This window comes from Stenotrophomonas sp. STEN035 (assembly GCF_056759935.1).
In genome coordinates, this window is record NZ_JBRRDY010000002.1 from 91,179 (window position 1) to 109,578 (window position 18,400).

Sequence of the window (18,400 nt, forward strand, 5' to 3'; positions counted from 1 at the left end):
TCCTGGAGGGAGCATCTACTCGCGCGGCAAATCCAGCACGAAGCGGCTGCCACCTTCGGCGCCGCTGCTGCAGCAGACATGGCCGCCGTGGGCATCGGCAATTGCCTTGACCACGGCCAGGCCGAGTCCGCTGCCACCACCTTGGCGCGAGCGCGAGCCATCGCCGCGCATGAACGGATCGAAGACGTGCGGCTGCAGGTGGGCCTCGATGCCCGGGCCGTTGTCCTCGATGGCCAGCCGCACGTGGTCCTTGCCATCCTGGATTGAGATACGCACCCGTCCCGGGCTGGCATAGCGGCGCGCGTTTTCCAGCAGGGCGAGAAGGGCCTGACGCAGCCGGGTCGGGTCGCAGTACGCCAGGTGTTCGTCGCGGTGGGTTTCAAGCTCCAGTACGGAACCGGCGCTGCGGAACGCGGGGTCGACCATGGTCATCACCGAATGCACTTCCTGCACCACGTCGGTGGGCGCACGTCGCACGTCGAGCCTGCCGTTGCCGGCCAATCCAAGCACGCGCAGGTCCTCGATCAGTCGCGACAGCCCTTCCACCTGTGCCAGCAGGCTGCGGAACTGCGCTTCGTCCGGCTGGAACACGCCATCAGCCAAGCCCTGCAAACGGCCGCGCAGGATGGTCAATGGCGTGCGCAGCTCATGTGCGATCGCCGCGTGCCACAGGGTGCGCTCGCGGTCCATGTGCTGCAGGCGTGCGGCCATGGTGTTGAAGTCCTCGACCAGCAAGGCAACCTCATCCAGCGCATCGTCGCTGGCGCTGGCACGTACGCCCAGGTCGCCATCGGCGAGCGCGCGCACCGATTCCATCAATGCGTTGAGTGGGGACACGATGCGGCGGGAGAGGCGGATCGATGTGGCCAATGCCAACGCCAAGCCGATAGCGGTGACACACGCCATCCAGGCCAGATCGGGGCCAGTGGGCAACCATTCCTGTAGTTCCAGCATGCTGACTGGATAGGAGTCGACCAGAATCGCGTACAGCAGGCAGGAGGACAAGGCCATCATCATGATGACGCCGATGACCATCAGCGACATCGACATGATGATGTGTCGATTGAGCCCAGGACGGCGCATCAGCGATCCGCCGCCAGGCGGTAGCCGACACCGCGCACACTGGCCGGCATGTTGACCACGCCCACGTCATCGAGCTTGCGGCGCAGCTTGCTGACATGGCTGTCGACGGTGCGTTCCAGTGCCTCGCTCTCGGGCAGGCATTGGTGCATGAGCTCGCTGCGACTGAAGATGCGGGTGGGTGCCAGTGCCATGCAATGCAGTAGCTTGAACTCGGTGAGGGTCAGCAGCAGCTCGTGGCTATAGCCTTCGCCCTCGACGTGCACCGAATGGGTTTGTGGATCGATCATCAGCGGTCCTGCGCGCAGCGAGGCGGTGATCTGTCGCGGCGCGGCACGCAGGGTGCGACGCAGTACCGCGCGGACCCGAGCGGCGACCTCGGCCGGGTTGAACGGCTTGACCACGTAGTCGTCGGCGCCCATCCGCAGTGCGGTGAGCTTGTCCAGGTCCTGGTCCAATGCAGTGAGCATGATGATCGGAGTGTCGCTGTTCTGGCGCAGTTGTGACAGCACGCCCCAGCCGTCGATGCCGGGCAGCTGCACATCCAGCAGCACGAGGTCGGGACGGGCACTGCGATGCAACTCCAGTGCGGCGCGGCCGTCGGCGGCGCGCACGACACGCAGCTTCTCCCGCTCCAGATAGGCAGCAATGATGTCGGCGATCTCGGTCTCGTCCTCGACAATGAGGACAAGTGCATCATGGGAGCGGTCCCATTGCGCCATCGCGGCGGCGGGTAGATGTGCAGTCATTGCCGGGTAGGGACCGAAAGGTTCTGGCCTCCATGCTATCTCCACATTCCCTCCATCGAAACCCCATCATCGCCCGCCACACTGCACGCCTGCGTTCCTGCAGGCTTTCCAGTACCACGTGTAGCGATGACCATTCGACGGATTACGGCGGCCGCGTGTGCGGCCTTGGTTTTGGCCATGACGGCCTGCTCCTCCCCTGAAGCACCTGCGGAAGCAGCGCCAAAGGTCAGCGTGCTGACTGTTGCCGCCCAGCGCGTGCAGCGTGATGACGAATTGCAGGGGCGGGTAGCGGCGTTGCGTACGGCGCAGATCCGCGCGCAGGTTGGCGGTATCGTGCGCAAGCGTTTGTTCGAGCAGGGTGCCGAGGTCACTGCCGGGCAGGCGCTGTTCCAGATCGATCCAGCGGCATTCCGGGCCGATGTCGATTCAGCGTTGGCGGCTTTGCAGCGCAGCGAGGCGGCGCTCTCACGCAGCCGGGTGCAGGCGCAGCGTCTGCAGGCACTGGCCGACGCGCAGGCGGTCAGCCAGCAGCACCGTGATGATGCGGCGTTCGAATATGAGCAGGCGCGCGCGGCGGTCGCCGAAGCCAGGGCGATCCTGGCCCGGCGCCAGTTGGATCTGCGCTATGCCACGGTCAGTGCACCCATTGCCGGCCGCATTGACCAGGCCATGGTGACCGAAGGGGCGTTGGTGGACGCTGCCGACAGCGAGCCGATGGCGCTGGTGCAGCAGATCGACCAGGTTTATGTCGATGTGCGGCAGCCGGCTTCGCAGTTGCCGCAGATGCGCGAGGGCATGGCTGACGGCGGTGCGTTGTCGGTAGCGATCATCGGTGCCAATGGTCAGGAGCATGAGCGGGCCGGGCAGCTGTTGTTCTCGGGTATCAATGTCGACGCGCGCACTGGCGATGTGGTGCTGCGGGTGTTGGTCGACAACCCTAATCGCGACCTGTTGCCGGGCATGTTCGTACGCGCGCGGGTGCCGCGTGGTGCCGCCAGCCAATCGCCGCTGCTGCCGCAGCAGGCGGTGCTGCGCAGTGCCGGTGGCCAGACCTACGCCTGGGTGATCGGCGGCGACGGCAAGGCGGTCATCCGTACCATCGAAGTCGACGGCAGCGTGGACCGACAGTGGATCGTGCGTAGCGGTCTGCAGATCGGTGAGCGGGTGGTGGTGGTGGGGCAGGAGCGGCTGCAGGAAGGGCGGCTGGTCGAAACCTCGCCTTGGCAGCCGGTGCCAGTGCCGGCGTCCGGCAAGGTCGCCGTCGCATCCAGCAACAACTGAAGGTAAGACATGGCCCGTTTCTTCATTGATCGCCCGGTATTCGCCTGGGTGCTGGCGACCTTCATCGTGCTGGCCGGCGTGCTGGCAATTCCCAAACTTGCCGTGGAGCGCTACCCGGCGGTAGCGCCAACCAGCGTCAGCATCTACGCCAGTTACCCCGGCGCCAGCCCACAGACGCTTGATGACTCGGTTGTCGGCTTGATCGAGCGCGAGCTGTCCAGCGTCAAACACCTGCTGTACTTCCAATCGTCGGTGGATACCTCCGGTGAGGCCTCGATCACTGCCACCTTCGCCCCGGGTACCAACCCGGAAATGGCGCAGGTGGACGTACAGAACCGGATCAAATCCATCGAGCCGCGCTTGCCGGCCAGCGTGCGCCAGAGCGGTTTGTATGTGGAGGCGTCCGGGTCCGGCTTCCTGATGTTGGTAGGGCTGAATTCGCCTGACGGCAGCGTTGACGAAGCGCAGCTGGGCGATTTCATGGCACGCAACATCATCGAGGAGCTGCGGCGTATCGACGGTGTTGGTCGGGTGCAGTTGTTCGGTGCCGAGCAGGCCATGCGGATCTGGTTGGACCCTACCGCTTTGGCAGGCTATGAACTGACCGTGGGCGACGTGGTTGCCGCCATCGAGCAGCAGAACCAGAACATCGCGCCGGGCCGCATCGGCGACTCACCGAGCGTGGCTGGGCAGCGCATCACCGTGCCCTTGGTCGCCGACGGCCAGTTGAGCACCCCGGCGCAGTTCGCCGCCATCGTATTGCGCGCGCACGCCGACGGCTCGCGGGTGCTGCTCGGCGATGTGGCGCGGGTGGAACTCGGTGCACAGAGTTATGCATGGGGTACCCGCGAGGATGGCCAGGTGGCGACTGCCGCCGGCATCCAGCTGCGGCCTGGCGCGAATGCAGTGAGTACGTCAACGGCGGTGCGTGCGCGCATGGCCGAGTTGCAGTCCCTGCTGCCGCCGGGTGTTGAAAGCAGCATTCCGTTCGATACCGCACCGTTCGTGAAGATATCCATCCAGAAGGTGTTGCAGACCCTGTTGGAGGCGATGCTGCTGGTGTTCGCGGTGATGTTCCTGTTCCTGCAGGATTGGCGCTACACGCTGGTGCCGGCACTGGTGGCGCCGATTGCGCTGCTGGGCACTTTTGCGGTGATGCTGGCGTTGGGCTTCTCGATCAACGTGCTGACCATGTTCGGCATGGTGCTGGCCATTGGCATCATCGTCGATGATGCGATCGTCGTGGTTGAAGGCGTCGAGCGGATCATGGCCGAGGAAGGCTTGGCGCCACGTGAGGCCACGATCAAGGCGATGCGCGAACTGACCAGCGCGGTGGTCGGCATCACCCTGGTGCTGACCGCGGTGTTCATTCCCATGGCTTTCGCCAGTGGCTCGGTGGGCGCGATCTATCGCCAGTTCACCGTTTCGATGGCGGTGGCGATCCTGATTTCGGCATTGCTGGCGCTGAGTTTGACGCCGGCCTTGTGTGCCACGCTGCTGCGGCCGGTTGCGGATGAGCGCCCACGTGGTCGCGTGTTCGCCGTATTCAACCGTGGTTTCGCCCGCATGAGCGGACGCTATCACCGCGGTGTGGCTGCGGTGCTGCGCCGCTGTGGACGCGTCATGGGGGTGTTCGCCGGGTTGGTGCTGGTGCTGCTGCTGGGCCTGCAATGGCTGCCGGGCGCCTTCCTGCCGGAAGAGGATCAGGGCTACTTCATGACCTCGATCCAGTTGCCGGCCGAAGCGACCGCAGAACGAACCCTGGCCGTGGTCCAGGCCTACGAGGCACATATCGCCTCGCGGCCAGGCATCGCCGCCAACCAGGTAATCACCGGCTACAGCTTTGCCGGATCGGGTCCCAGTGCAGCGATGGCTTACACCATGCTCAAGGACTGGGGGGAGCGCGACGGTGCCACCGCCACCGGGGAGGTGGCGGCCACCCTGAAAGCGATGGCGGCTACCGGCGAAGGCCAGGTGATCAGTGTGACGCCCCCGGCGATCGATAGTCTGGGCAACTCCTCCGGCTTCAGTCTGGCGTTGCAGGCGCGCACTGGCCAGACCCAGCAGCAGCTGCGCGCGGCGCAGAAGCAGCTGTTGGCGTTGGCCCAGGCCAGCCCCTTGCTGGGCGAGGTGCATGCTGATGGCCTGCCATCGGGCAACAGCGTGCGGCTGCAGATAGACCGCGCCAAGGCCGAGGCGATGGGCGTTGGATTTGCCGACATCAGCAACACGCTGTCAGTGGCGATGGGCTCGCAGTACGTCAATGACTTCCCCAATGCGGGGCGCCTGCAGCAGGTGATCCTGCAGGCAGATGCGCCGTTCCGGATGGAGGTCGAGGACGTGTTGCGACTGCATGTGCGCAATGCCCAGGGCGGCATGGTTGCACTTGCGGAACTGGTGAGCCCGCACTGGGAAGAGTCGCCATTGCAGTTGCAGCGCTACCTTGGGTTCCCCGCGCTGAATGTGTCTGGTGCGCCTGCCGAAGGCGTCTCCACCGGGCAAGCCATGGCCGAGGTGGAGCGGCTGGCCACGCAGCTGCCGCCAGGCTTTGCGCTGCAATGGACCAGCCAGTCGCTGCAGGAGAAGACCTCGGGCGCACAAGCGCCGTGGCTGCTGCTGATATCGATGCTGGTGGTATTTCTGGTGCTCGCAGCGCTGTACGAGAGCTGGTCGATCCCGATGGCGGTGATGCTGGTGGTGCCGCTTGGCCTGTTGGGCGCAGTGGCGGCGGTATTGCTGCGTGGCATGCCCAACGACATTTTCTTCAAGGTCGGCATGATCACGGTGATCGGCCTGTCGGCGAAGAATGCGATCCTGATCGTTGAGTTTGCGCGACAGTTGCAGCGGCAGGGGTTGACGGCGGCGCAGGCCGCATTGCGGGCGGCGCGGCTGCGTCTGCGCCCCATCCTGATGACGTCGATGGCGTTTGCGCTTGGCGTGCTGCCGTTGATGCTGGCACAGGGCGCATCGCGGGAAACCCAGCAGGCCATCGGTACCGGCGTGTTTGGTGGGATGGTGACTGCAACCGTATTGGCGGTGTTTTTCGTGCCGGTGTTCTATGTGGTGGTGGATGGCATTTGGCGCTGGTTGCGGCTGCGTTTGCACGGTTCGCGCTGGAGATCCGCTGGCGGAGGATGATGAACGGATCAGGCGGGCCGGCCAGTTGCAGGTTCCAACCGACCGCGGCGGTGGTTACTCTTGGCGTCCTTTATGCCCGATGTTGACCTGCCGATGATCCGCAAGATCCTGTTCTGCGCCTTGATTGCCCTGCCGATGTCGGCATTCGCCTCCAGCTTTGCAGGCACGTCGGCCGGTTCCGCATCTGGCGCATCGTCCAATTCCTCGGGCAGCTCCTCGGGTGACGACAAGGTGTTGCTGGACGCGCGCGAAGACGCAGCGGGTTTTGTTGCCAGCAATGGTGAAATCCGTGGCGCATGGCTGGAAGCGGCCTTGATCCAGCTGCGTGAGCGTGATGCTGCCGCGCGCGACGCCAGCGACATGGAGTTGGCCCGGAAGATCCTGGCCCTGTGATGAAGCTCCGCCGGCTGCCGCCCGCGCGGTGGCTGGCGGTGTTGCTGTTGCTCTGCAGCGCCGCGCCTCTGCAGGCGGCACTGCGCATCGAGCTGCAGACAACTGCGCCGTCGCTGGACTCGGCGCAGGTGCTGGCCAGCCAGCGACTGATTGACGACGTACTGGGACGCATTCCTGCCGGTATCGAGGACAGCAGCTCCTTGACGCTGCAGCTGCGCTGGCGTGACGACCTGCCCGAGCATGTGCAGGGCAGGGCGCGCGGGCGTGAACTTGGTTTGGATAAGCGCCTGTTGCCACTGCTGCAGGGCGACTCCGCATCTTCGGACGCCTCGGCCCAGGCGTGGCAACAGGCACGTGTCGCGCTGATCCACGAGCTGGGACACGCGTTGGACCGTTCCGCCAAGGGCGGCTGGTCACGTCAACCGCGCTTTCTGGATCTGGCCGGTTGGCAGCAACGGCCGCTGTGGCCGGGGCGTGGGCGCAACCACTTCAGTTTGCGCAGTCCGGATCGCTACGAGCTGGAGAGCCCAGCCGAGTTCTTCGCGGTGAACCTCGAACACTATCTTCTGGACCCCGAGTACGCCTGCCGACGTCCGCTTCTGCATGCCTGGTTCGTTGAGAATCTTGGCGCGCCGCGGCAACTGGACGCGATCCAGTGCCCGCAGGCCTTGCCGTTCATGCAGGCCGGTGAGCAGGAGGGCTTGGCCGACCTGCTCGACCTCGACCCGGCGCGGGTCTACGAAATCGACTATCTGCTGGCCGAAGGCAACGAGAAGCTGATGAGCCGCTGGGGCCACAGCATGTTGCGGCTGGTGGTGTGCGCGCCGGGACGTAGGCCTGGCCCGGCCTGCCGGATGGATCTGCAATACCACCTGGTGCTGTCATTCCGCGCCTTCGTCGGTGATGTGCAGATATCCAGCTGGCGCGGCCTGACCGGGTCCTATCCGTCGCGGCTGTTCGTGCTACCGCTGAGCCGGGTGATAGAGGAATACACCAAGGTCGAGCTGCGCGGGGTCTCATCCACGCCGCTGCGCCTTCAGCATGATGAGATCAACGCGGTGCTGCAGCAGGCGGCGCGGCTGCACTGGGACTACGACGGGCGCTACTACTTCATCAGCAACAATTGCGCAGTGGAAACCGGCAAGTTGCTTGGCGACGGCGCGCCGCGGCTGCGCCCGGCCGAGTTGCTGTCGATCACTCCTACCGGCTTGCTGCACAGTCTGCGCGCCGAAGCATTGGCCGATCCGCCACGCGACCGCGCGACCGCGCTGCGCGGTGGCTATTACTTCGAGTCGGCCGCTGCCCACTACGCGCTGGTGTTCGAGATCGCGCGCAAGGCCCTGCCGTTGCCGGCCAAGGATGTGGAGGCATGGTTGGCGCTGCCGCCCGCACAACGCTGGACGTGGATGCAGCAGGCCGATGATCAGGTGCTGGCAGCCATGCTGCTGCTGGAACAGGCCGCATGGAGACGGGGGGAGGTGGCTGCAGCCGATGTGCTCAAACGCAGTCTGCTTGCCGGTGGCAAGCGGGCACCGGAGATGGCGGACTTCCAGGCGCTGATGGAGCGGTCTGCCGTGCTGCTGGCCCCGGGTAGCCTGTTGGGGGCGGGTCAGGGCTATGGCATTCCCGATGCGGATGAACAGGCTCATTTGAGCGCCGAGGCTGCCGCTGGGGCGGGGCTTGCCCAGCAACAATGGAATGCCCTGCGTGAGGCTGCCTTGGCCGCCTTGCCCGGAGCGCAGCGCGCGCGGATGGAGCAGATCGAAGCGAACCTGCTGTACCTGCGGCAGCGGCTGCGTTTAGGGTACGGTACGCAAACAGGGGAGGCGGCGACGCTCGATGAGCGGCGTCCGGGTCGGTTTTCAGGAGAGCGCGGTTGATTGGTACTGAGCAGCAGACGGCCGATGCGATGGCCGAGGATGTGTTGAAGCTGCGCTCCTGCGCGATTCTCCAGCTTGATCCTGACGGACAGGTGCTCAGCTGCAATGCTGGGCTAGCAACGGTGTTTGGCTATGCCTGCGAAGAGATCCGCGGGCTGCCGTTCTCGCAGTTGTTCAGCGCTGCCGATACGCAGCGTGGCGCAGCGCAACAGGCAGTGGCACGCACGCTGCAGCAGGGCAGCGACCAGCTCAGCCTGGCGATGGTGCGCAAGGACGGGGGGCGTTTTCGCGCATCGATGATATTGGAGCGGGTGGCCGACCAGCGCGGTGCGCGCGTGCTGGTATTGATCCGTGACGTCACCGAAGCATTCCAGACCCAGAAGCGGGTACGCGAGGCACAGGAGGTCGCCTTGCGTGCGCAGCGGCTGGATGCGGTGGGCAAGTTGACCCTGGGCCTGTCGCACGACTTCAACAACCTGCTGTCGGTGATCGGCAACAGCTTGGACATGCTGTCGCTGCGCCGCTCCGGCGATGAGAGCGTACGCCGCATTCTGGACATCGCCCATCGCGCGGTTGGGCGTGGCACCCAGTTGACCCGGCAGATGTTGGCGTTCGGGCGCGGGCAGACCCTGGTGCCGCAGCTGAGCCGGGTGGATGACCTGCTAAATGCCTCGCTGGAGCTCTACCGCCGCGTCTGTGGTGAAACCATCCAGTTGAACGTGAGCCTGGCCGAACAATTGCCGCCGATTTCGGTAGACATCGGTCAGCTGGAAGCGGCCTTGTTGAACCTGCTGAGCAATAGCCGCGATGCCATGCACGGTGTTGGCAAGGTGCTGTTGTCGGCGCGCCTTGAAAGCATCATCGTGCCGTCGGGCGCGGGTGAGGCCGGGCAGTTTGTCTGCATCTGCGTTGGCGACAGCGGGCCGGGCATCCAGGCCGAGATCCAGGAAAGCGTGTTCGAACCGTTCTTCACCACCAAGAGCGTGGGAGATGGCAGCGGGCTGGGGCTGAGCCAGGTGTATGGCTTTGCGGCGCAGTCTGGTGGCACGGCGACCATTGGCACCTCGGCGCTGGGCGGGGCGGCGGTGTCGCTGTATTTCCCGGTCGTGGGGTAGCAGGCCGGTTTTCGTAGGAGCGGCGTAAGCCGCGAAGCTGGCTATCTACCAAGACACCGGCATTCTGGGGATCCCTGGAGCTGAAGCCATATCGGCTTCGCGGCTTACGTCGCGGCTTACGCCGCTCCTACAAAAAGCCGTGCACAGCCTCCCGCCGTTTGGCGGGAGGCTGCAGTCAATCAATCAGCGCGGCCGCCGAACTCACCGGTGGTGGTGTTCACCAGGATGCGTTCGCCGTTGACGATGTACTCCGGCACCATGATTTCCAGGCCGGTGCTGAGCTTGGCCGGCTTCGGGCGCTTGGTGGCGGTGCCGCCCTTCAGTTCCGGCGGCGTCTCGATCACTTCCAGGGTCACATGCTGCGGCATCTGCACGGCAACCGGCTGATCGTCGATGACCTGCACGTAGATGCCGGTCAGGCCTTCGGTGATGTAACCGGCGTCGTCGCCGATGACCTCGGCGTCCAGCGTGTACGGGGTGTAGTCCTCGTCATCCATGAACACGAAGGCATCGCCGTCCATGTAGGAGAAGGTGGACTGGCGACGCAGCAGCTCGACTTCCGGCAGGTTGTCATCGGCATCGAAGCTGGCATCGAGCTTGTTGCCGCCCGGCACGCTGTACATGATGAAGCGGAAGCGGACGTTGCCGCCACGTCCCTGCGGCGAGCTGCGCTCGATGTCGCGGATCTGGTAGACGCCGTTGTTGTACTCGACGACGTTGCCTTTCTTGATGTCGTTGGCTTTCATGGGTTGAGCGTTGGGATTGGGGAATCGGGAATTGGGATTCGTAAAACCAGAAGCGGGCACCAAGGCCGGTTGGGTGGCCTGCTGGCCACTGCCCAATCCCGTATCCCCAATCCCCGCTTCGCAGTCACTTCGGTGCCAGACGTACCGCACCGTCGAGGCGAATAGTCTCACCGTTGAGGTAGGTATTGCCAATGATGTGGCCGACCAGGCTGGCGAAATCGGCCGGCTGGCCCAGACGCGACGGGAACGGGATGGAGGCGGCCAGCGATTCCTGCACGTTCGCCGGCATGCCGTCGACCATCGGGGTCCAGAACACGCCGGGGGCAATGGTCAGCACGCGGATACCGAAGCGGGACAGCTCGCGCGCCATCGGCAGGGTCATGCCGACCACGCCGCCCTTGGAGGCGGAATAGGCGGCCTGGCCGATCTGGCCTTCATAGGCAGCCACCGAGGCGGTATTGATGATCACGCCGCGCTCGCCGTCGGCATTGGCTTCGTTGTGCTGCATCAGCTCGGCGGCGGCCTTGGCCACGTTGAAGCTGCCGACCAGGTTGACCATTACCGTGGTCTGGAAGTTGGCCAGCGGCATCGCCGCTTCGCGGCCGAGCACGCGGCCAGCACCGAGGATGCCGGCGCAGTTCATCACCACGTTCAGGCCGCCCAGGAACTCACGCGCGGCAGCCAGATTGGCGGCAACGCCGGCTTCGTCGGTGACATTGGTGGTGAAGTAGCGGGCATTGTCGGCGCCCAGTTCGGCGACCGCAGCGGCGCCCTTTTCATCATTGAGGTCGAACAGGGCGACCTTGCCGCCATTGGCAACCAGGAACTGGGCGACGCCGAGGCCAAGGCCAGAGACGCCGCCGGTGATGACGGCACGAACGGAAGACAGCTGCATTGGAACAATCCTGCTGAGTGATCCGCCGATTCTAGCTGATGCCGATCCGTGCCTGATTGGGGTGATCAGACCTGTGGTACCGGGCCTGCCACGTCAGCCCTGGTCAGTTGTCGGCTGAAGTCGGGCGGCGACAGGCCGGGGGCGAACAGGAAGCCCTGGCCGACCGGCACCCCCAGGTCCAGCAGGAACTGGCGCTGCGCCTCGGACTCGATGCCCTCGGCCACCAGCCCCAGGCCGAGACTGCGGGCGATGCCGCAGACCGCTTCGCAGACGGCAACATCGGAAGGGTTGCCGGGCACGCCACTGATGAACAGCTGGCTGAGCTTAAGGCCGTGGATGGGCAGGGTGCGCAGGTAGTTGAGCGCGCTATAGCCCTCGCCGAAATCATCGATAGTCAGCACCACGCCCATGGCGCGCAGCTCGGCAAAGGTACGCAGGGTCGCTGGGGCGTCCTCGATCAATACCCGCTCGGTGAACTCCAGTTCCAGTGCGCTGCCGGGCAGGCCGTAGTGGTCCAGTACCTCGCGGACCTGGCGCGCCAGACGGTCGCCACTGAACTGGCGGTAGGAGACGTTGATCGCCACCCGCATCATGCCCAGGCCTTCGCGCTGCCATTCGCGGATCTGGCGGCAGGCCTGGTGCAGCACCCATTCGCCGATGCGGACAATGTCGCCGGTGTTCTCGGCATGGCTGATGAAAATGTCCGGGCGCAGCTCGCCAAGCTGGCGGTTGCGCCAGCGGATCAGCGCTTCACAGGCGATGATCTGGCCGCTGCGCAGATCCACCTGTGGCTGGTAGACCAGGCGGAACTCGTCGCGGTCCAGTGCTTTGCGCAGGCGCCGCTCGATTTGCAGGCGGTCACGCTGGCGCCGTGCCAGTTCCGGCGAGAACAGCTGCCAGCCATTGCGGTCGCGGCGCTTGCATTCGTACATGGCCAGATCGGCGTTCTGGATCAGCTGCTGCGGACGCACCCCGTCCTTGGGGGCGCGGGCAATACCAATGCTGGTGGTGACCGGGAACTCGTCCTTGCCAAACTGGAACGGCGGGACGAAAGCGCGGGTGATGGCTTCGGCCAGCTTTTCCGGTCGGTTTGGCAGCTCGCGGGCGTCGCAGGTGACCACGAACTCATCGCCGCCGAAGCGGGCCAGCAGGCCCTCGGTGCCGATCGCATCGGCAATGCGGCGGGTGGCTTCGATCAGCAACAGGTCGCCGGCGTTGTGGCCAAGCACATCGTTGACGGTCTTGAACCGGTCCAGGTCGATGTAGAGCACGGCCACTTCGGCGTGCGAGGGATTGCTCAGCCGGGCCTCCAGGTCGGTAAGTGCGGCATCGCGATTCATGATGCCGGTCAGCGGATCGGTACGCGCCTGGTTCTTGAGGGTCTGTTCGGCGTGCTTGGGCTCGGTGATGTCCTGCAGGGTGCCGGCGATGCGGGTCGAGGCCAGGTCGCCAAGCTCCACCTCGCCGATCATCCTGATCCAGAAGCTGTGGCCGCTGGCGCGCTGGCCCTGCAGCTCCAGCTCGAAGCCGGTGCGCTGTTCGATCACACGTTCCATGGCATCGCGCAGCTGCTGACGCGACAGGGTGCTCAGACAGGCCAGCAGCTGCTCCAGATCGGTAGGCGCCGATTGCTGACCAAGAATGCGCTGTGCCTCGCCGGTGAGGTATAGCCGCTGCTGGCCGCGATCCCACTCCCAGCCGCCGATATGCGCCAGCGATTGGGCGCGGTCGAACAGGGCGTGGTCGCGCTTGAGTTCGGTGATGTCACTGAACAGCGAAAACACATGGTCGGGCAGGTCGCAGCCAGCCGAAAACACCGGCACGGTGGTGATCGAGATCCAGATCATTCGTCCATTGGGACGGTGGTACAGACCGATGATGGTGCTGGGGATGGTCCTGCCTTCGGCGAAGGAGCGGGTTACCGGCCACTGCTCGGGCCGCAGCCGGCGACCGTGCTCGTCAACGCTGATCCACTCATCACTGTGCAGTGGCACCTTGGCCGGGGCAACGCTGCCGAGGTTGAAGATGCGGTGTGCGGCGGGATTGGCGGAAATGATGCCCAGTTGGCGGTCGAACAGCATCACGCCTTTGTCGATGGACTCCAGCAGCAGGCGGTAACGGGTTTCGGCCTGCCAGCGCCGGCTCAGGTCGCGGGCGACGGCGACGATGCAATGGGCATCGTCATGCTCGATGGTGGCCGAATGCACTTCCACCGGAAAGCGGCTGCCGTCGCCGCGCATGTTGGTGACTTCCACCACATAGGTTTCGCCACGATTGAGGGTTTCCCAGACCGGCTCAAGATGGTCGGCGGGCAGGTCGGGGTTGAGCAGCTCAATGGGCTGGCCAACGATCTCCTCACGGGTGCGGCCATAGGCGCGGACCCCGGCACTATTGACGTCCAATACAACACCGGTGGCATTGAGAATGCTGACCGGGTCGGGTACCGCGTTGAACAGGGCGGCGTAGCGGCGTTGTGCCAGCCGCCGCTCGGCCATGGCCTCGGTCAAGGCCGAGCGTGCAGCGAGCAAGGCCTGCTGCAGGCTCAATGGCAACGGTTGTAGCAGTGCTTGTTCCAGTCCAGCCAGCGCGTCGACATGCGCGGCGCGGTGATCGCCGTCGTCAGATATCCCAAGCTGGCTGGTTCCGGTCATGACACTGTCAATGCCCTTCCTGTCTTGCTGCCTGTCTGCCGGCCCAGTCGATCTGCGAGCCAGTTCCCCGTAGCGGCCAGCGCCGGCAGATCCACGCCGGTACGCATCCCCATGCCGTGCAGCATGTAAATAACATCTTCGCTGGCGACATTACCACTAGCACCGCGTGCATAGGGGCAGCCGCCGGTGCCGGCTACGGCCGAGTCCACCACCCGCACGCCATCTTCCAGGCAGCTGGCAATATTGGCCAAGGCCTGGCCATAGGTGTCGTGGAAATGAACGGCCAGGTCGGCGACCGGCAGTTCCGCTGCCACCGCCCGCAACATCGCACGGGCCTTGAGTGGGGTGCCGACGCCGATGGTGTCGCCCAGCGATATTTCATAACAGCCCATGGCGTGCAGGCGAACAGCCACCCGGACCACATCGGCCAACGGCACTTCGCCCTGATAGGGGCAGCCCAATACCGTAGAGACATAGCCGCGCACCCGCACACCATCAGCCTTGGCGCGGGCCAGGATGGGTTCGAAGCGCTGCAGCGACTCATCGATGCCGGCATTGGTGTTGGTGCGGTTGAACTGCTCGGAGGCGGCTGTGAACACGGCGACCTCGGTGACCCCCACCGCCAAAGCACGTTCGTAGCCCTGTTCGTTGGGCACCAGCACCGGGTAGCTGACACCGGGCTTTCGCTGGATGCCGGTAAAGACCTCGGCGGCGTCGGCCAACTGCGGCACCCATTTCGGGCTGACAAAGCTGGTGGCCTCGATGCTGCGCAGGCCGGTGGCCGAGAGCCGATTGATCAACTCGATCTTGTCGGCGGTGGCGACCTGCTGCTTTTCATTCTGCAGGCCATCACGCGGGCCTACCTCGACGATACGGACGAAATCATTCATGGAGCGGTCTTTGGCTGAAGGAGGGCGCGGGTTGGGCCGGAGCGCAGATTACTGCGCGGCCCAGCGGGGAGGGCGCTTCTCGAGGAAGGCGGTCAGCCCTTCACGGCCTTCATCGGAGGCGCGCAGGGCGGCGATCAAGCCGGCATTGGCACGATCGAGTCCATCGCGATCGCCCCGCGCAGCATGTACCTCGCGAACCAGGACCTTGGCCGAGGCGGCTGCAACCGGGCCGGCTTTGCCCAGCAGATTGAGCTGGGTCTGCACGGTGGCGTCCAAGGCATCGGCGGCTACTACCTGGTGGACCAGGCCGATCTGCTGCGCGGTGGCGGCGTCGAAGTGCTCGCCCGTGGCGAACCAGCGGCGTGCCTGGCGCGGACCTATCGCGGCGATCACATAGGGCGAGATCACCGCGGGCAGCAGGCCGAGCCGGCTTTCGGTCAGGCCAAAGCGCGCGCCCTCGGCGGCAATGGCGATATCGCAGCAGGCCACCAGGCCGACGCCTCCACCAAAGGCTGCCCCTTGCACGCGGGCGATGGTTGGTTTGGGCAACTCGTCCAAGGTGCGCATCAGCCGTGCCAGCGCCAGCGAGTCGATGCGGTTCTCCTCCTGGCTGGCGCTGGCCATGGAGCGCATCCACTGCAGGTCGGCACCGGCCGAGAAGGAGGGGCCGGTACTTGCCAGTACCACGGCACGCACGGCTGGGTCGGCGCCCAGGCTGGACAAGGTCTCGGTCAATGACTGGATCAGCGCCGCGTCAAAGGCGTTGTGCAGGTCCGGCCGGTTCATGGAAAGGGTCGCTACCGCGCCCTGCTGCTGCACGAGCAATGCATCGCTCATTGGTAATGCCTGTTTGAACGGTAATCCGATGAATCATAGCGGTGCAGGGGTGGGACGCCATGACGCAGCGCGGCGATGCTAGAATTGATAACCATTCTTATCAACTCTACATAGGCGCCCATTCAGTGACGTTGTCAGATTTGCCGCTGCATGCTTCAGCGCGCGTGGAAAGCGTTCAGGACCTGCATGCAAACGATGCGATCGCGCGCCGTCTGCGCGAACTGGGTTTCGTGAACGGAGAAGAAGTTCGTTTGGTCGCGCGTGGCCCGGTCGGCGGCGAACCACTGCTGTTCCAGGTTGGTTTTACCCGCTTTGCGCTGCGTCGTAGCGAGGCCGCGCGGGTCCAGATTAGCGCTGAAGGAGCACAGGCATGAGTACGGCGATCGCGCGGTTGGCGCTGGTAGGCAACCCGAACAGCGGCAAGACCGCGCTGTTCAACCAGCTGACCGGCAGCCGCCAGAAGGTGGCCAATTACACCGGCGTCACCGTCGAACGCAAGGAAGGCCGCATGCGCGGGCCGTCCGGGCAGGAATACGCGGTGCTGGATCTGCCGGGTGCCTACAGCCTGCACCCGGCCAGCCTGGACGAGGCCATCACCCGTGACCTGTGCCGGGGCTTCTACCCGGGCGAAGCTGCCCCGGATGCGCTGATCTGCGTGATCGACGCCACCAACCTGCGCCTGCATCTGCGCTTTGCGCTGGAAGTGCGCGAGCTGGGCAAGCCGATGGTGGTGGCGCTGAACATGGTCGACGCGGCTCGCAAGCGCGGCATCGAGATCGATGTTCCGGCACTTGAGAAAGCCTTGGGCGTGCCGGTGGTGGAAACCGTCGCGGTGCGTCACAACGGCGCGCGCGCGCTGGTCGAACGCATCGATACCCTGATGCCCAAGCTCGACGCCATGCCGGTGCATGCGGCCGAGCCCGGAGCTGATTACCACGCGCAGGTGCGCGACATCCTGGCTTCCGCCGTGCGCATGCCTGCGCCCACCGCCAAGGTGGACGATGCGCTGGACCGCTGGTTGCTGCACCCGGTTTTCGGCCTGCTGACCCTTGCTGTGGTGATGTTCCTGATCTTCCAGGCGGTGTACGCCTGGGCCACACCATTGATGGATGGCATCGAGGCGGCTTTTGCTTGGCTGGGGCCGGTGGTGGCCGAGAAACTGCCGGAAGGGCCGCTGAGCAGCCTGTTGGTGGACGGCATCATTGCCGGTGTCGGCGGCGTGCTGGTGTTCCTGCCGCAGATCCTGATCCTGTTCGCCTTCATCCTGGCGTTGGAAGAGTCCGGCTATCTGCCGCGCGCTGCCTTCCTGCTGGATCGGATGATGGCCTCGGCCGGTTTGTCTGGCCGTTCGTTCATCCCGCTGCTGTCCAGCTTCGCCTGTGCGGTGCCGGGCATCATGTCTACCCGTTCCATCCAGGACCCGCGTGATCGTCTGGCCACCATCCTGGTGGCGCCGCTGATGACCTGCTCGGCGCGCCTACCGGTCTACGCCTTGCTGATTGGTGCCTTCATCCCGGCCAAAACCGTGTGGGGCGTGTTCAACCAGCAGGGTCTGGTGCTGTTTGCCCTGTATCTGGCTGGCATCCTCAGCGCGCTGGTGATGTCGTGGACGATGAAGAAGTTCCGTCGCGACAAGAGCGAGCATCCCTTGATGCTGGAGTTGCCGTCCTATCGCCTGCCCAATCCGCGCGACCTGCTGGTCGGCCTGTACGAGCGCGCGATGATCTTCCTCAAGCGCGTGGGCGGCATCATCCTGTCGCTGACCATCTTGTTGTGGTTCCTGCTGTCGTACCCGGGTGCACCGGAGAACGCGACCATGCCGGCCATTGATTACAGCTTCGCCGGCCAGATCGGCCACGCGATGGCGGTGATCTTCGCGCCGTTGGGCTTCAACTGGCAGATCTGTATTGCCTTGATCCCCGGCATGGGCGCGCGCGAGGTGGCGGTCTCTTCGCTGGCCACGATCTATGCCTTGTCGGCGGCAGATGACGATGCCGCTATCCAGGCGTTGACCCCAGTGATCAGCGATGGCTGGACATTGGCGACGGGCTTGTCGCTGATGGTGTGGTTCATCTACGCGCCGATGTGCATTTCCACGTTGGCCACGATCAAACGCGAGACCAACTCGTGGAAGCAGATGGCGTTCGCCACGGTCTACCTGTTCGGCGCGGCCTATCTGGCGGCCTTTGTCACCTATCAGGTGGCGGTGGCACTGGGAGCTGGCTGATGGACAAGGGCCTGCTGCTGCAATACCTGATCATCGCCGTGGCGGTGCTGGTCAGTGCCTGGGTGGTGTTGAAGAAGCAGTTCCCCGGCGTGTTGCGCAAGCTGCGCGGCGTGTTGGCGCTGTGGCTGGTGAAGCCGCAGCGTTCGCCGCGGCTGCAGGCCTGGGGGCGCCGCCTGGCACCGCCGGCTACCAGCGCTGCGGGCGCATGCGGCGGCTGCAATAGCTGTGGGCCAAGTGAGCCCAAGCAGCATTGAGCAATACAACAACGCCGGGGAAACCCGGCGTTGTTTCATGTCGAAGACAGCGCGCGCCTTTTGTAGGAGCGGCGTAAGCCGCGAAGCTCGAGCAACCTCAGCTGGCACCGGAGCATCGGCAGGCAGTCCGAAAGACCATTGGACACTTGCCCCCGGTGCGTGCCGCTTGCCCGGGCTACAGTCCTGGCAAGCGTCATTGGGCAATTTGGTGTTGTCACCAAACTGGTAGCGGCGCGGGCAGGGGCTCCATGTAGAACGAAGCAA

Annotated in this window: 15 protein-coding genes; 8 read left to right on the forward strand and 7 right to left on the reverse strand. The window is 64.9% G+C overall.

Annotated elements, in window-relative coordinates:
• Positions 1 to 15 precede the first annotated feature (15 nt).
• Positions 16 to 1,083 carry an ATP-binding protein gene (locus ACVOLL_RS01440; RefSeq protein WP_481511242.1) on the reverse strand — a complete coding sequence of 356 codons (1,068 nt, stop codon included), beginning with the start codon at positions 1,081 to 1,083 and terminating at the stop codon, positions 16 to 18.
• Complete coding sequence (locus ACVOLL_RS01445) at positions 1,083 to 1,829, reverse strand: response regulator (protein ID WP_481511243.1); 747 nt, start codon at positions 1,827 to 1,829, stop codon at positions 1,083 to 1,085. Before ACVOLL_RS01445 ends, ACVOLL_RS01440 begins: the two co-directional genes overlap by 1 nt.
• Positions 1,830 to 2,006: 177 nt before the next feature.
• Here ACVOLL_RS01445 and ACVOLL_RS01450 point away from each other — a divergent pair, with 177 nt between their 5' ends.
• The 5 genes from ACVOLL_RS01450 to ACVOLL_RS01470 all read left to right on the forward strand — a co-directional run bounded on the left by ACVOLL_RS01450 (position 2,007) and on the right by ACVOLL_RS01470 (position 9,636).
• Positions 2,007 to 3,110, forward strand: a complete 1,104-nt coding sequence (locus ACVOLL_RS01450; protein ID WP_481511244.1) for an efflux RND transporter periplasmic adaptor subunit — start codon at positions 2,007 to 2,009, stop codon at positions 3,108 to 3,110.
• A gap of 9 nt (positions 3,111 to 3,119) precedes the next feature.
• A complete protein-coding gene (locus ACVOLL_RS01455; RefSeq protein WP_481511245.1) occupies positions 3,120 to 6,248 on the forward strand; it encodes a multidrug efflux RND transporter permease subunit in 3,129 nt (1,042 codons plus the stop codon).
• Positions 6,249 to 6,341: 93 nt separating this feature from the next.
• Positions 6,342 to 6,641, forward strand: a complete 300-nt coding sequence (locus ACVOLL_RS01460) for a DUF2388 domain-containing protein (RefSeq protein ID WP_481509754.1) — start codon at positions 6,342 to 6,344, stop codon at positions 6,639 to 6,641.
• Entirely contained in the window at positions 6,641 to 8,521 is a 1,881-nt protein-coding gene (locus tag ACVOLL_RS01465; protein WP_481511246.1) for a DUF7844 domain-containing protein, read from the forward strand. Before ACVOLL_RS01460 ends, ACVOLL_RS01465 begins: the two co-directional genes overlap by 1 nt.
• On the forward strand, positions 8,518 to 9,636 hold the full coding sequence (locus ACVOLL_RS01470; protein WP_481511247.1) for a two-component system sensor histidine kinase NtrB: 1,119 nt from the start codon (positions 8,518 to 8,520) through the stop codon (positions 9,634 to 9,636). Before ACVOLL_RS01465 ends, ACVOLL_RS01470 begins: the two co-directional genes overlap by 4 nt.
• A gap of 179 nt (positions 9,637 to 9,815) precedes the next feature.
• Here the strand turns inward: ACVOLL_RS01470 and yeiP are convergent, their stop codons facing one another.
• The 5 genes from yeiP to ACVOLL_RS01495 form a co-directional block, all read right to left on the reverse strand.
• Entirely contained in the window at positions 9,816 to 10,382 is a 567-nt protein-coding gene (gene yeiP / locus ACVOLL_RS01475; protein WP_282270790.1) for an elongation factor P-like protein YeiP, read from the reverse strand.
• A 124-nt stretch (positions 10,383 to 10,506) separates the two neighbouring features.
• On the reverse strand, positions 10,507 to 11,277 hold the full coding sequence (locus ACVOLL_RS01480) for an SDR family NAD(P)-dependent oxidoreductase (RefSeq protein ID WP_481511248.1): 771 nt from the start codon (positions 11,275 to 11,277) through the stop codon (positions 10,507 to 10,509).
• A 65-nt stretch (positions 11,278 to 11,342) separates the two neighbouring features.
• On the reverse strand, positions 11,343 to 13,928 hold the full coding sequence (locus ACVOLL_RS01485) for a sensor domain-containing protein (RefSeq protein ID WP_481511249.1): 2,586 nt from the start codon (positions 13,926 to 13,928) through the stop codon (positions 11,343 to 11,345).
• Positions 13,925 to 14,818 (reverse strand): hydroxymethylglutaryl-CoA lyase, encoded by an 894-nt coding sequence (locus tag ACVOLL_RS01490; protein WP_481511250.1) that lies wholly within the window; start codon positions 14,816 to 14,818, stop codon positions 13,925 to 13,927. The genes ACVOLL_RS01485 and ACVOLL_RS01490 overlap by 4 nt, the downstream gene beginning before the upstream one ends.
• Positions 14,819 to 14,866: 48 nt before the next feature.
• Entirely contained in the window at positions 14,867 to 15,655 is a 789-nt protein-coding gene (locus ACVOLL_RS01495; protein ID WP_481511251.1) for an enoyl-CoA hydratase/isomerase family protein, read from the reverse strand.
• 125 nt (positions 15,656 to 15,780) lie between these two features.
• Between ACVOLL_RS01495 and ACVOLL_RS01500 the strand changes: the two genes are divergently transcribed.
• Genes ACVOLL_RS01500 through ACVOLL_RS01510 form a run of 3 tightly spaced genes read left to right on the forward strand, consistent with a single transcriptional unit; the run spans position 15,781 to position 18,136 of the window.
• A complete protein-coding gene (locus ACVOLL_RS01500; RefSeq protein WP_282270780.1) occupies positions 15,781 to 16,029 on the forward strand; it encodes a FeoA family protein in 249 nt (82 codons plus the stop codon).
• The gene (gene feoB, locus ACVOLL_RS01505; protein ID WP_481511252.1) at positions 16,026 to 17,882 is read left to right on the forward strand and encodes a ferrous iron transport protein B; all 1,857 of its coding nucleotides are present in this window, start codon (positions 16,026 to 16,028) and stop codon (positions 17,880 to 17,882) included. Before ACVOLL_RS01500 ends, feoB begins: the two co-directional genes overlap by 4 nt.
• Positions 17,882 to 18,136: a DUF6587 family protein gene (locus tag ACVOLL_RS01510; protein WP_481509751.1), complete on the forward strand. Its 255-nt coding sequence runs from the start codon at positions 17,882 to 17,884 to the stop codon at positions 18,134 to 18,136. Before feoB ends, ACVOLL_RS01510 begins: the two co-directional genes overlap by 1 nt.
• The last annotated feature ends 264 nt before the right edge of the window (positions 18,137 to 18,400 follow it).

What these genes read in the sequence shown, in the direction of transcription:
- ACVOLL_RS01440 (WP_481511242.1), bottom strand. Translation starts at nt 1,083, where the DNA reads ATGCGCCGTCCTGGGCTCAATCGACACATCATCATGTCGATGTCGCTG.
- ACVOLL_RS01445 (WP_481511243.1), bottom strand. Translation starts at nt 1,829, where the DNA reads ATGACTGCACATCTACCCGCCGCCGCGATGGCGCAATGGGACCGCTCC.
- ACVOLL_RS01450 (WP_481511244.1), top strand. Translation starts at nt 2,007, where the DNA reads ATGACGGCCTGCTCCTCCCCTGAAGCACCTGCGGAAGCAGCGCCAAAG.
- ACVOLL_RS01455 (WP_481511245.1), top strand. Translation starts at nt 3,120, where the DNA reads ATGGCCCGTTTCTTCATTGATCGCCCGGTATTCGCCTGGGTGCTGGCG.
- ACVOLL_RS01460 (WP_481509754.1), top strand. Translation starts at nt 6,342, where the DNA reads ATGATCCGCAAGATCCTGTTCTGCGCCTTGATTGCCCTGCCGATGTCG.
- ACVOLL_RS01465 (WP_481511246.1), top strand. Translation starts at nt 6,641, where the DNA reads ATGAAGCTCCGCCGGCTGCCGCCCGCGCGGTGGCTGGCGGTGTTGCTG.
- yeiP (WP_282270790.1), bottom strand. Translation starts at nt 10,382, where the DNA reads ATGAAAGCCAACGACATCAAGAAAGGCAACGTCGTCGAGTACAACAAC.
- ACVOLL_RS01480 (WP_481511248.1), bottom strand. Translation starts at nt 11,277, where the DNA reads ATGCAGCTGTCTTCCGTTCGTGCCGTCATCACCGGCGGCGTCTCTGGC.
- ACVOLL_RS01485 (WP_481511249.1), bottom strand. Translation starts at nt 13,928, where the DNA reads ATGACCGGAACCAGCCAGCTTGGGATATCTGACGACGGCGATCACCGC.
- ACVOLL_RS01490 (WP_481511250.1), bottom strand. Translation starts at nt 14,818, where the DNA reads ATGAATGATTTCGTCCGTATCGTCGAGGTAGGCCCGCGTGATGGCCTG.
- ACVOLL_RS01495 (WP_481511251.1), bottom strand. Translation starts at nt 15,655, where the DNA reads ATGAGCGATGCATTGCTCGTGCAGCAGCAGGGCGCGGTAGCGACCCTT.
- feoB (WP_481511252.1), top strand. Translation starts at nt 16,026, where the DNA reads ATGAGTACGGCGATCGCGCGGTTGGCGCTGGTAGGCAACCCGAACAGC.
- ACVOLL_RS01510 (WP_481509751.1), top strand. Translation starts at nt 17,882, where the DNA reads ATGGACAAGGGCCTGCTGCTGCAATACCTGATCATCGCCGTGGCGGTG.